The sequence below is a fragment of the Brenneria izbisi genome (assembly GCF_025840185.1).
GTDB lineage: Bacteria > Pseudomonadota > Gammaproteobacteria > Enterobacterales > Enterobacteriaceae > Brenneria > Brenneria izbisi.
Window position 1 is genome coordinate 284,655 of record NZ_JAMPJU010000002.1, and the last position, 12,554, is coordinate 297,208.

Below are 12,554 nucleotides of genomic sequence, written 5' to 3' on the forward strand. Positions count from 1 at the left end.
CAGGCCGAACCGTGGTTCGGCCTGCTATTATCCCGTTTCTCCTCGCCCGTTTCTCCGCAATTTTTCGTTTCATTCCGTATGCGGCGCGTTACATCATTCAACCTCAATTTAACAATCACACAACCCGACGCTATATACAATGTGATACAGCGCACATAATCCATATCAGTCATCGGGTGAAAAGGTGTTTTAAATAATTACTTTTTGATTTGGCGCAAAACCCACAAATTATGTGTTGTTAAATTGCCCGCAACAAAAATGATACATAATAAAACAGGGAAACTAATGCAACTGAATCGAAGAGGTTTCTTTAAAGTTTGCGCGGGCGGCATGGCGGGCACCACCCTCGCGGTATTGGGTTTCACTCCCACGGAAGCAATGGCATCAGTACGTCAATATAAGTTGTTACGAGCCAAAGAAACGCGTAACAACTGCACTTATTGTTCTGTTGGCTGCGGCGTCCTGATGTATAGCCTGGGAGACGGCGCTAAAAACGCCAAACCCGCTATTTTCCATATTGAAGGCGATGCCGATCACCCTGTCAGCCGTGGTTCGTTGTGTCCGAAAGGCGCGGGTCTGGTGGACTACATTCACAGCGAAAACCGTCTGCAATACCCCGAATATCGCGCGCCAGGTTCCGACACCTGGCAACGCATCAGTTGGGACGAAGCCATTGACCGCATCGCCCGCCTGATGAAAGCTGACCGCGACGCCAACTTCGAACGCACCAACGCCAAAGGCGCAGTGGTAAACCGCTGGTTGACGACCGGCATGCTGTGTTCCTCCGCCGCCAGCAATGAAACCGGCATTCTCGACCAGAAATTTACCCGTGCGCTGGGCATGGTCGCCATCGACTGTCAGGCGCGGCTGTGCCACGGACCGACGGTTGCGGCTTTGGCGCCGACTTTTGGCCGTGGCGCCATGACCAATAACTGGGTTGATATCAAAAACGCCGATGTGGTGATTGTCATGGGCGGAAACCCGGCGGAGGCCCATCCCGTGGGCTTTAAATGGGCGGTTGAAGCCAAAACCCATAACAATGCGAAACTGATTGTGGTTGATCCGCGTTTCAACCGCTCGGCGGCGGTGGCCGATCTGTATGCGCCGATACGCGCCGGTTCCGACGCCGCTTTCCTGCTCGGCATCGTTAACTATCTCATCACGCATAACAATATCCATCGTGAATATGTCGTTTCTTACACCAGCGCCAGCCTGATCGTGCGTGACGATTTCAGTTTCGATGAAGGTCTGTTCAGCGGCTATGACGAACAGACGCGCCAGTACGACAAATCCAGTTGGCAATATGAACTGGATGCATCAGGCTTCGCCAAACGCGACACCACCTTGTCGCACCCGCGCTGCGTATGGAATCTGCTGAAAAAACACGTTGAACGTTATACGCCGGAAATGGTGACGTCACTGTGCGGCACGTCGGCGCAGGATTATGCGGAAATCTGTCGCACGCTAGCGGAAACCAGCGTCCCCGACAAAACCGCCACGTTCATGTATGCGCTCGGCTGGACGCACCATACTAACGGCGCCCAGATTATTCGCGCGGCGGCGATTATCCAGTTGCTGCTGGGCAACATAGGCATGTCCGGCGGCGGCATCAACGCGCTGCGTGGCCACTCCAACATTCAGGGGTATACCGATCTGGGTTTGTTGACCACCAATCTGCCCGGCTATATGCCGTTGCCGTCCGAAAAGCAGACTGACCTGAAAACCTATCTGGGACAAATCACCCCCGACGCACTGCTGCCGGAACAGGTTAACTACTGGAAAAACACGCCGAAATTCTTTATCAGCATGATGAAGAGCTTCTATGGCGACAATGCGCAAGCCGCCAACGACTGGGGTTATGACTGGTTGCCCAAATGGGATCGCAGTTACGACATCATGGTGCAGACCGAACTGATGATGGACGGCAAAATGAACGGCTATATCGTTCAGGGCTTTAACCCCGTCGCCGCGTTCGCCAACAAGAATAAGGCGACGCAGGCGCTGTCCAAACTCAAGTTCATGGTAACCATCGATCCGCTGGCGACGGAAACGTCCAATTTCTGGCAAAACCACGGCGAATTCAATGACGTCGAGACCAAAGCCATCCAGACGGAAGTCTTCCGTTTGCCCTCTTCTTGCTTTGCTGAAGAAAACGGATCTATCGCCAACTCCGGTCGTTGGTTGCAATGGCACTGGGCGGCGGCTGAACCGCCGGGAGAAGCGCTGCACGATGGAAAAATCCTGGGTAAATTGCTGTTGCGCTTGCGCGAGCTTTACCGGGAAGAAGGCGGCGTTTACCCGGATCCGCTGATGAATATCAACTGGAATTATCAGAACCCGCAAGATCCGCAGCCGGAAGAGGTGGCGCGTGAAGCCAACGGCATGGCGCTGGCGGATCTTTATGACGACAGCGGCAAACTGATCCTGAAGAAAGGTCAGCAGATTGCGGATTTCTCGCAACTACGCGATGACGGCACCACCGCCAGCTTCTGCTGGATTTACGCCGGTAGCTGGACCGAAGCCGGCAATCAGATGGATAAACGCGATAATGCGGATGCGGGTTTGGGTTGTACGCCAAACTGGTCGTGGGCATGGCCGCAAAACCGCCGTATTTTGTACAACCGCGCCTCAGCGGATCTGCACGGTAAACCGTGGAACGCCAAACGTAAGCTGATGGAATGGAACGGCCAGCAGTGGAAAGGGATTGATGTGCCGGATTTCGCCAGCACGGTGCCGCCGGGTAAAGATACCGGGCCGTTTATCATGCTGCCGGAAGGCCTTGCGCGTTTGTTCTCCCTGGACAAACTGGTGGATGGCCCCTTCCCTGAACATTACGAACCGGTTGAAACCCCAATCGGCAGCAACCCGCTGCACCCATCGGTGATTTCAAACCCCGCAGCGCGCCTGTTTGCCCGCGACGCGAAAACCATGGGTTCGGCAAAAGACTTTCCTTATGTGGCAACAACTTACTCCATTACCGAGTTATTCCGTCACTGGACTAAACATGCACGGCTGAATGCCATCGTGCAGCCGGAGCAATTTATCGAAATCGGCGAACATCTGGCACAAAGCAAAGGCATCAAAGCCGGGGACGAAGTCAGAGTCTCTTGTCAGCGCGGCTACATCAAGGCCAAAGCGGTGGTGACCAAGCGCATTAAGACGTTGCAAATCGCGGGCCTTACGGTGGAAACCATTGGCATCCCCTGTCACTGGGGCTTCGAAGGCGCAACCCGCAAAGGTTTTCTGGCTAACACACTCACCCCCAGCGTCGGTGACGCTAATTCACAAACGCCTGAGTACAAAGCGTTTTTGGTTAATGTAGAAAAGGTGTAAGGGTAGCCAACCATGTCAATGCCATCACAAGATATTATTAAACGTTCGGCCACCAATAGCTTTACGCCGCCGCCCCAAGTACGCAGCGATAAAAGCGAAGTCGCCAAACTTATCGACGTAACCACCTGTATTGGTTGTAAAGCCTGTCAGGTCGCCTGTTCAGAATGGAACGATATTCGTGACGAAGTGGGTCACAACACCGGCGTTTATGACAACCCGGCTGACCTGAGCGCCAAGTCCTGGACGCTGATGCGCTTTTCCGAGATCGAAGAAAATGACCGTCTGGAATGGTTGATCCGCAAAGACGGTTGTATGCATTGCAGCGATCCCGGCTGCCTGAAAGCCTGTCCATCTGCCGGCGCCGTGATCCAGTATGCCAACGGCATCGTGGATTTTCAGTCCGAGCACTGTATCGGCTGCGGCTATTGCATCGCGGGCTGTCCGTTCAATATTCCGCGTCTGAATAAAGACGATAATCGTGTTTACAAATGCACGTTGTGCGTCGATCGGGTCAGCGTCGGGCAAGAGCCCGCCTGTGTGAAAACCTGTCCGACCGGCGCGATTCATTTCGGCACCAAGGAAGAAATGAAACATCTGGCGGAACAACGCCTTGTCGATCTGAAAAAACGCGGCTACAACCATGCCGGTCTTTACGATCCGCAAGGCGTCGGCGGCACGCACGTGATGTATGTTCTGCATCATGCCGACCGGCCATCGCTGTATCACAACCTGCCTGACAATCCACAAATTTCCACGCCGGTCAACCTGTGGAAAGGCATTCTGAAACCGTTATCCGCGCTGGGGTTTGTCGCCACATTTGCCGGGTTGATGTTCCATTATGTCGGTATTGGCCCTAACACCGAAGAAATGGCGCACGAAAATGAGGGAGAAGACAAACATGAGTAAGCAGAAAATGATTGTTCGCACCAAATTCATTGACCGTATCTGTCATTGGATTGTAGTGATCAGCTTTTTCCTGGTCGCCTTGTCTGGCATCGCTCTGTTTTTCCCGACCTTGCAGTGGCTGACGCAGACCTTCGGTACGCCGCAAATGGGGCGCATTATGCACCCTTTTTTCGGCGTGTTGATTGTCATCTGCCTGATCCCGATGTTTATCCGTTTCGTCGGTCATAACATCCCGAAATTGCGCGATCTGCCGTGGTTCCTGAATATCATTGAGGTGCTGAAAGGCAATGAGCATGAAGTCGCGGACGTGGGCAAATACAACCCAGGTCAGAAGATGATGTTCTGGAGCATTATGGGGCTGACGTTGGTGCTGCTGATTACCGGCATCATCATGTGGCGGCCCTATTTCGCCCATCTGTTTCCGATTGATATCGTGCGTTACGCTATTCTGATTCATGCCGTGGCCGCTATCGTGTTGATCCACGCCATCCTGATCCACATGTATATGGCATTCTGGGTCAGGGGCTCCATCAAAGGCATGATTGAAGGCAAAGTCTCCGAACAATGGGCGCAGAAACACCATCCGCGCTGGGCACGCAGCCTGAAAGAAGGCAAAAAAACGCAGAAGTAATTCATTATCCTCTGCCATTATTTTCCACTGTGCCCACGTTGTGTAACGCGGGCATTTTCCAGCTTCACATCCCCTGCAAACCAAACGTTATAACTTAAACCCAAAAGTCATAACGCCCCCCATTCCGCCATGCGCGCTTAGCCGTTATGATGCATTGTTATTTTTGAATAGACATCCAGACATAAAGATAGCTATAAAGTCGTTAAACACTGACGGCACAGAATTCAATTTTTTCGAAATATCACCTATTTTTGAACATCATGGAGCAAACAAATGAAAAAATTTCCCCCCGCGCTGTTCGCGCTGAGCCTGGTTGCCGCCCTGCCGGTCTTCGCCAATCAGAGCGCCGCCATTGCACCGATTCCAACCGCGCTGGCGCAGCACGAGGGGCCGGTACGAATCGCGATCATTCGTAATCTGGGTTCTGACGACAACACCACACAGTTTGTCTCAGGAGTAATTGAAGAAGGCAAAAAACTGGGCTTCAAAGTCAGTACGTTTCTGAGTAATGGCGACGACGCGCGTTTTCAGGATTTCGTTAATCAGGCTATCAGTCAGAAATATGACGGCATCATTCTTTCTCAGGGGCGCGATCCCTACTCCACCGACCTGATCAAACGTATCGTTGCCAGCGGCATTGCGGTATCGGTGTTTGATACCGCCGTCAAAGGCGATATTCCCGGCGTGACGGTCACCCAGCAAGATGACGCCTCGCTAACCAATGAATCGCTCGGCCAACTGGTGAAAGATTTCAACGGTCAAGCCAATATCATCAAACTGTGGGTCGCCGGTTTCCCGCCGATGGAGCGTCGTCAGACCGCCTATCAGCAAATTCTGAAAGCCAACCCCGGCATCAGGGAGTTGGAATCCATCGGCGCGGTGTCTTCCGATGTGCAGGGCGATACCGCCAATAAAGTCGGCGCGGTGCTGGCCAAGTATCCGAAAGGAAAAATCGATGCCATCTGGAGTTCATGGGACGCATTCAGTCAGGGAGCTTATAAAGCGCTGAAAGAAAATGGTCGTACCGAGGTCAAACTCTACAGCATCGATATTTCCAATCAGGATCTGCAACTGATGAGGGAAGCCAATAGCCCGTGGAAAGTCAGCGTCGCGGTGGACCCCAAGCTGATCGGAAAAATAAACCTGCGTTTAATCGCTAACAAAATTGCCGGCGAGCCGACGCCCGCGACTTACGAGTTCCGGGCCGCCGCCATTCCGCAAGCCTTGCTAGCCAGTCAGCCTGGCCCGGTGAACGTTGCCAGCCTGAGCAAAATCATTCCTGGCTGGGGCCAGACAGATGACTTTATTGCGCCCTGGTTTGCTACACTGGCAGCGAAACAGGCTGAATAACAGGAGTTAACTTATGGCGTCAAGTCCCCTGCCAACCCCTGATTACAGCCGCAATATGCGGCTGATTGGACATAGCGATCAGGGCGGCAGACCCGATGGCGTACAGGTGATGGTTCACCGTGGCTATGCGTATATCGGGCATATGGTTTCACAAGGCGTATCGATTGTTGACGTGCGCGATCCCAAAAACCCAAAACCCGCCGGGTTTATCGCCGCACCGCCCGGAACCTGGAGCATACATTTGCAAACGCACGACGACCTGCTGTTGGTCGTTAATGCCAGAGACTTGTTTGCCGATGCCAGCTTCGCCGAAGAAAAAGTGTATTACACCCGCTCTGTCGCGGAAACGGTGAGCACCAAAGCACAGAACAGAAGCTGGAGCGCCGGGCTGCGTATTTTTGATATTTCCATACCGGACAAACCGCGTGAAATCAGTTTCCTGTCGCTGGACGGCATCGGCATTCACCGCATCTGGTATGTCGGTGGTCGCTGGGCCTATGTTTCAGCGCTACTGGACGGCTACAGCGATTATATTTTTCTGACCATTGATCTGGCTGATCCGCAACATCCGCAGGTTGCCGGACGCTATTGGCTACCCGGCATGCATACTGCCGGCGGGGAAAAAGCCAACTGGCCGGAAGGAAAACGCTACGCGCTTCACCATGCCATCATTAACGGCGATATCGCCTACGGTAGCTGGCGTGATGGCGGGCTGACGCTGTTGGATGTCAGCGATCGCAGCCAGCCCCGACTTCTCAGTCACCGTAACTGGAGCCCGCCTTTTGGCGGCGGAACCCATACCGCGTTGCCGCTCCCTGACCGGGATTTGCTGATCGTGCTCGATGAGGCTGTGTTGGATAATCAGGAAGATGGGGAAAAATTGATCTGGGTATTCGATATTCGCGAGCCGCGTAATCCGGTCAGTATTTCGACGTTCCCGCAGCCTGATGAAATCGATTATGTGCAAAAAGGCGCGCATTTCGGCCCGCACAATCTGCACGAGAACCGTCCCGGCAGCTTTATCAGTTCATCACTGATTTTCGCCACCTACCAAAACGCCGGTGTCCGGGTTTACGATATCAGCAATCCTTATCAGCCGAAAGAGACTGGCGCGCTGGTGCCTGCTGCGCCGCAAAAAATGGTGGATAAGCGCCCCGGCAGACCGCGGATTATTCAGTCCTGCGATGTTTTTGTGGATGCGCAAGGTATCATCTACAGCACCGATTACAACGCGGGCCTGTCGATCATTGAGTATCGCGGTTAAAACACATCTTCAGCCCCGCACCCGTGGCGGGGCTGACATTGAACGCTTAATCCAACGCCAAAACACTCACCCACATCGGCCCTTGTCCAACGGCATAACGCGCCAACGGTTGCAGCGCGCCTTTGGCACCATCAATACGATACACTTCGATGTGCTGTGATTTCTGTCCGGCGGCGATCAGGAACGCGCCATTATGGTCGATATTGAAGCCACGCGGTTGTGTTTCCGTGGGTTGATGGCCGGTTAAAGACAAGGTGCCGCCATCTGTGGAAAGCTGGAAAATACTCAGCAGACTGGCCGTGCGATCACAGGTATACAGAAAACGGCCATCAGGCGTGATGTGGATGTCCGCCGACCAACACGTATCGGCAAAATCGGCTGGCATCGCCCCAACGGTCTGGATTTTCTGCAATTGACCGTCCGCCGCGTCGAGTTGATAAACGTCCACTGAACTGTCCAGTTCATTAATGCAATAGGCGTAACGCTGGTTGGGATGGAATACCATATGGCGCGGCCCCGCACCCGCCGCCGTGGTTATTTCCGGCTGAGCGTGTTCGCTCAGTTCGCCGGTGGCCCCCAAATCATATAAACGAATGCGATCTTCTTTCAGGCAAGGCGCCCAGACCACCGTATTGGCCGGATCGATATTGGTTGAGTGGCAGCCTTCCAATCCATGCAACTGCTGGATCGGCTCACCGACGATGCCATCCTTGCCAATGGGACTCACGCTGACGCAAGCGCCGCTATAGGACGCGCTGAACAGGAAACGACCATCAAGATCGGTGGAAAGATGCGTCGGACTCCCCGGCAATGTTGCAACGCCAGCGTCAGTCAACAGACCTTGCTCATCAATACGGTAACTGATAACCCGAAACTCAGGACGAACCCCCACGTACAGATGGCGTTTATCCGGCGCAATGGTCATCGGCTGCACCTGTCCAGGCACATCCACAACCTGCAATAAGGTCAAATTCCCGTCCACGCCGAGTTGCCATACGTGAATTTGCTGACTTTCCGGGCTGGCGACATAAACCACTTGCTGCATCGTGCTCTCCTTAATTCATGCGAATTTTACTGCTCAGGGATACGCTAATGATAGAGAATCGTCTCTGTCAGTCACATTTTGCGCAACCTGACTTACGATGTACCATAACCAGCAATCACTTTATGCTACAGACACGTAGCGAAGCTACTATTCATTTACCACGGCAGTCTCGTCTTATCTCATCTGCCATTAACCATACTGATTCTGAGTTATGACAACACTTGAAGCGCTGTTTTTACGGCTGTCACGCTCCCGCTTCCGCCAGCGTTTTCATCTGGGCGCCAAAGAGCGCGACTACTGCTTTAATAAAGGCAAGGAATGTATTGCGTCGCACGCCGCCGACTTCGTCGCCCGCAGACTGGCCCCGGCAGAGCCCGCCAACGACGGCAAACAGACGCCCATGCGCGGCCATCCGGTCTTCATCGCTCAGCATGCGACCGCCACCTGCTGTCGGGGATGTCTGGAAAAATGGCACGACATCCACCAGCATCGTCCGCTGAACGATGACGAACAGCGTTATATCGTTAGCGTTATTCTGCATTGGATCGAAAACGATTTGCTGAATTCACGGCAATAATGGCGCTCAGCAAGCTATCCATAGGAAACGACGAAATGACAAGAGCGTCGTAAAAGAGAAAGATTTAGTGAAGCGGCGGAAGGTTCGCTATTTATCTCCATGTCATTTATCGTAATGGTAATTGATAATGGCCTTTATTATTTGCGAGACGACTATGACCTACCGTGTAATTGCGCTTGACCTTGATGGAACGCTGCTGACCCAACAAAAAAAAATCCTGCCTGAATCGCTTACCGCGCTGGCGCTGGCGCGTCAGCAAGGCATAAAAGTAGTGATAGTGACCGGACGTCACCACTCCGCCATCCATCCGTTTTATCAGGCGTTGCAACTGGATACCCCGGCAATCTGCTGTAACGGCACCTATGTTTACGATTATCTGACCGGGAAAACCTCTCACGCCAATCCGTTATCTGTCGATCAGGCTAAAAGTGTGCTCAACATGCTGCAAACATTTGATATCCACGGTCTGATGTACGCCGATGACGCCATGTATTACCAATATCCCACCGGGCATGTGATACGTACTCAAGCCTGGGCGTCAACTTTGCCCGCGTTGCAGCGTCCCTCATTCCAACAGGTCGCCGATTTGATGCGACAAACCGATGAATCCGTCGCGATCTGGAAATTCGCCACATCCCATGCCGATATTCCTACCCTGAACGATTTCGCCGGCGCGGTAGAAACGCAACTCGGCCTCGCCTGCGAGTGGTCGTGGCAGGATCAGGTCGATATCGCTCAAACAGGCAACAGCAAAGGGAAATTACTGCAACAGTGGTTGTCGGAACAAGGCATCAGCATGAAAGAGGTGGTCGCCTTTGGCGATAACTTCAACGACATCAGCATGCTTGAAGGCGCCGGATTAGGCGTTGCGATGGGCAACAGCGCAGATGAGATCAAAGCCCGCGCCGATCTGGTTATCGGCGACAATGAAGGGCCTGGCATCGCCGAGGTGATTCGTACCCGCGTGCTGGCATAGCCGCGAATCGTTCAGTCAGCAAACGCCCGGCGCTTGCTGACTGACTCGCGGACAACGTACCGCCCCCGGCAAGTCTTAAAGCGTTTTTCCCAGCGATTGCCTGAGATACGCGCCCGCGCCCAACAGTCCCGGTTGCTCGTGGGTGATCAGATACACCGGGATCTCCCGCACATAATCCTTGAATCGCCCTTTGTCCTCGAATGCCGCGCGAAAACCTGACGCTTTGAAAAATTCCAGGAAACGCGGCACCATGCCTCCGGCGATATACACACCGCCAAAGGTGCCTAGCGTGAGCGCCAGATTGCCGCCGAAACGACCTAACATCACACAGAACAGCGACAATGCCCGCCGGCAATCCACATCGCTGTTTTCCAATGCGCGCCGGGTGACATCTTTCGGCTCCAGCGCTGCCGGGGTTCTTTCATCAGACAAGACTATCGCACGATAAATATTCACCAGACCTTGCCCTGAAAGCAGGCGCTCCGCTGAAACATGTCCCCACGCCTTGCGCATGATGGACAGAATCGTCTCTTCTTCATCGCTGTTTGGCGCGAAATCCACATGCCCGCCCTCACCCGATAAACTTATCCAGCGCTCAGCCGCATAAACCAGATGGGCGACCCCCAGCCCGGTGCCTGCGCCATAGACCGCGATCGGCTTACCCGGCACGGGGTCACCCCCACCGAGTTGCAGCAAATGCGCGTTATCCATCACCGGCACCGCCATGGATACCGCGGTAAAATCATTAATCACTTCAAAATGCCGCAGACCAAGACTGGTCCTCATTTCCTCAATGGAAAAAGCCCAACTGTGGTTGGTCATGGCAACCCAATCGCCAGTGATCGGGCAGGCGATGGCGATACAGGCATCCTGAACCGATACCGCCAGTTTGCCGAGATAATCACGGATAGCCGCCTCCAGCGAAGGGAAATTCAACCCAGAATAGGTTGTCGTTTGCGATAATTCGCCCGTTGTCCTATCACACAACGCCAGACGAGTATTGGTGCCGCCAACATCGCCAACTAACACATAATGCGCCATGACTTTCTCCAGATTAAAATCAGATTTTCAGATCATCGCTGTAAAATACCACCTACCGCCACCCCCAAATAACTTTCTAGTGATGAGGATCTCATTTATTACTAAAAGCAGCGGTTAAGCCAAAAGTAATCGATTACATTTATAAAGCACAGATTGTAATCGATTACTTTTAAAAGGGATACCTTATGGTTTCTTCATCTGAAAATACCTCATCCAAATCGTTACAGCCCACATTCGTCGTACCCAGACTATCGCTCATGATGTTTTTGGAATTCTTTATCTGGGGTTCATGGTCGGTAACGCTAGGTCTGGTTATGACGCAACATAACCTGGCATCCATGATTGGCGACGCCTTCTCCGCCGCGCCGATCGCCTCAATCCTTTCGCCTTTCGTACTGGGTATGGTAGTTGACCGCTTCTTTCCCTCGCAAAAAGTCATGGCGCTATTGCATTTGGTGGGCGCGGTGATCCTGTGGTTCGTACCCGGCGCGTTGACCAGCGAGAACGGATCGCAACTGCTGATACTGCTCTTCGCCTATACGTTGTGCTTTATGCCCACGCTGGCGTTAACCAACAATATTGCGTTCCATAATCTGACCAATAGCGAAAAGAGTTTTCCTGTGGTGCGCGTATTCGGTACGATTGGCTGGATTATTGCCGGGGTTTGCATCGGCATGGCGGGGATCTCGGCGAGCGTCTCCATCTTCTATGTTGCCGCCGTTTTCTCTGCGATCCTTGCCGTTTATAGCCTGACGCTGCCGCATACTCCCGCCCCGGCCAAAGGCCAACCGCTGGCGGTGCGCGATCTGTTTTGCGCCGACGCTTTCGCCCTGCTCAAACAGAGCCATTTTCTGGTGTTCGCCATCTGCGCGATGCTGATTTCCATTCCGCTGGGGACTTACTATGCCTACACCGCATCGTTTCTGAACGACGTCGGTATCAATAACGTCAGCACAGCCATGTCATTCGGCCAGATGTCTGAAATTTTCTTTATGTTGATCATCCCGCTGTTGTTCAAAAGGCTGGGTGTGAAGTACATGCTGTTTATCGGTATGTTGGCCTGGTTTGTACGCTATGCCCTTTTCGCGCTAGGCGTGAACGAGGAAGCGCGCTGGCTGCTCTATATCGGTATTCTGCTGCACGGCGTTTGTTACGATTTCTTCTTTGTTATCGGTTTTATCTACACCGATCGTATCGCCGGAGAGAAAATCAAAGGCCAAGCGCAAAGTATGGTCGTGCTGTTCACCTATGGCGTCGGTATGCTGCTGGGCTCTCAGGTTTCGGGCGTGATCTATAACCGTCTGTTCGACAACGGCACGCTCAATGCGCCGGCAATATGGGCGACGTTCTGGTGGATCCCGGCGATTGCGGCCGCAATTATTGCTGTCATCTTCTTATTCTCTTTTAAATATAAAGAGCGGGCATAACTGC

The 12,554-nt window shown here is 53.1% G+C and carries 10 protein-coding genes; 8 read left to right on the top strand and 2 right to left on the bottom strand.

Annotated elements, in window-relative coordinates:
- The first annotated feature begins 285 nt into the window (after positions 1-285).
- From fdnG to NC856_RS04000, 5 genes are all read left to right on the top strand, one after another.
- On the top strand, positions 286-3,333 hold the full coding sequence (fdnG, locus tag NC856_RS03980) for a formate dehydrogenase-N subunit alpha (RefSeq protein ID WP_264089141.1): 3,048 nt from the start codon (positions 286-288) through the stop codon (positions 3,331-3,333).
- 12 nt (positions 3,334-3,345) lie between these two features.
- Positions 3,346-4,239: a formate dehydrogenase subunit beta gene (gene fdxH / locus NC856_RS03985; RefSeq protein ID WP_264089142.1), complete on the top strand. Its 894-nt coding sequence runs from the start codon at positions 3,346-3,348 to the stop codon at positions 4,237-4,239.
- Positions 4,232-4,870 carry a formate dehydrogenase-N subunit gamma gene (gene fdnI / locus NC856_RS03990; RefSeq protein ID WP_264089143.1) on the top strand — a complete coding sequence of 213 codons (639 nt, stop codon included), beginning with the start codon at positions 4,232-4,234 and terminating at the stop codon, positions 4,868-4,870. The genes fdxH and fdnI overlap by 8 nt, the downstream gene beginning before the upstream one ends.
- Positions 4,871-5,143: 273 nt before the next feature.
- Positions 5,144-6,220: a sugar ABC transporter substrate-binding protein gene (locus tag NC856_RS03995; RefSeq protein WP_264089144.1), complete on the top strand. Its 1,077-nt coding sequence runs from the start codon at positions 5,144-5,146 to the stop codon at positions 6,218-6,220.
- Between the two features lie 13 nt (positions 6,221-6,233).
- The gene (locus tag NC856_RS04000; RefSeq protein ID WP_264089145.1) at positions 6,234-7,484 is read left to right on the top strand and encodes an LVIVD repeat-containing protein; all 1,251 of its coding nucleotides are present in this window, start codon (positions 6,234-6,236) and stop codon (positions 7,482-7,484) included.
- A 46-nt stretch (positions 7,485-7,530) separates the two neighbouring features.
- Here the strand turns inward: NC856_RS04000 and pgl are convergent, their stop codons facing one another.
- Complete coding sequence (gene pgl, locus NC856_RS04005; RefSeq protein ID WP_264089146.1) at positions 7,531-8,529, bottom strand: 6-phosphogluconolactonase; 999 nt, start codon at positions 8,527-8,529, stop codon at positions 7,531-7,533.
- Positions 8,530-8,740: 211 nt separating this feature from the next.
- On the opposite strand from pgl, the gene NC856_RS04010 reads away from it, so the two are divergent.
- Both NC856_RS04010 and NC856_RS04015 read left to right on the top strand, forming a co-directional pair.
- A complete protein-coding gene (locus tag NC856_RS04010) occupies positions 8,741-9,106 on the top strand; it encodes a DUF4186 domain-containing protein (protein ID WP_264089147.1) in 366 nt (121 codons plus the stop codon).
- A gap of 154 nt (positions 9,107-9,260) precedes the next feature.
- The gene (locus tag NC856_RS04015) at positions 9,261-10,082 is read left to right on the top strand and encodes a pyridoxal phosphatase (protein ID WP_264089148.1); all 822 of its coding nucleotides are present in this window, start codon (positions 9,261-9,263) and stop codon (positions 10,080-10,082) included.
- Positions 10,083-10,157: 75 nt separating this feature from the next.
- Here NC856_RS04015 and glk read toward each other — a convergent pair whose 3' ends face one another.
- Entirely contained in the window at positions 10,158-11,123 is a 966-nt protein-coding gene (gene glk, locus NC856_RS04020; protein ID WP_264089149.1) for a glucokinase, read from the bottom strand.
- 185 nt (positions 11,124-11,308) lie between these two features.
- On the opposite strand from glk, the gene NC856_RS04025 reads away from it, so the two are divergent.
- Positions 11,309-12,550: an MFS transporter gene (locus NC856_RS04025; protein WP_264089150.1), complete on the top strand. Its 1,242-nt coding sequence runs from the start codon at positions 11,309-11,311 to the stop codon at positions 12,548-12,550.
- Positions 12,551-12,554: the final 4 nt, after the last annotated feature.

Excerpts from the sequence above, each read along its gene's own strand:
- NC856_RS04010 (WP_264089147.1), top strand. The coding sequence starts at position 8,741 with ATGACAACACTTGAAGCGCTGTTTTTACGGCTGTCACGCTCCCGCTTC.
- NC856_RS04025 (WP_264089150.1), top strand. The coding sequence starts at position 11,309 with ATGGTTTCTTCATCTGAAAATACCTCATCCAAATCGTTACAGCCCACA.
- glk (WP_264089149.1), bottom strand. The coding sequence starts at position 11,123 with ATGGCGCATTATGTGTTAGTTGGCGATGTTGGCGGCACCAATACTCGT.
- fdnG (WP_264089141.1), top strand. The coding sequence starts at position 286 with ATGCAACTGAATCGAAGAGGTTTCTTTAAAGTTTGCGCGGGCGGCATG.
- pgl (WP_264089146.1), bottom strand. The coding sequence starts at position 8,529 with ATGCAGCAAGTGGTTTATGTCGCCAGCCCGGAAAGTCAGCAAATTCAC.
- NC856_RS03995 (WP_264089144.1), top strand. The coding sequence starts at position 5,144 with ATGAAAAAATTTCCCCCCGCGCTGTTCGCGCTGAGCCTGGTTGCCGCC.
- NC856_RS04000 (WP_264089145.1), top strand. The coding sequence starts at position 6,234 with ATGGCGTCAAGTCCCCTGCCAACCCCTGATTACAGCCGCAATATGCGG.
- NC856_RS04015 (WP_264089148.1), top strand. The coding sequence starts at position 9,261 with ATGACCTACCGTGTAATTGCGCTTGACCTTGATGGAACGCTGCTGACC.
- fdxH (WP_264089142.1), top strand. The coding sequence starts at position 3,346 with ATGTCAATGCCATCACAAGATATTATTAAACGTTCGGCCACCAATAGC.
- fdnI (WP_264089143.1), top strand. The coding sequence starts at position 4,232 with ATGAGTAAGCAGAAAATGATTGTTCGCACCAAATTCATTGACCGTATC.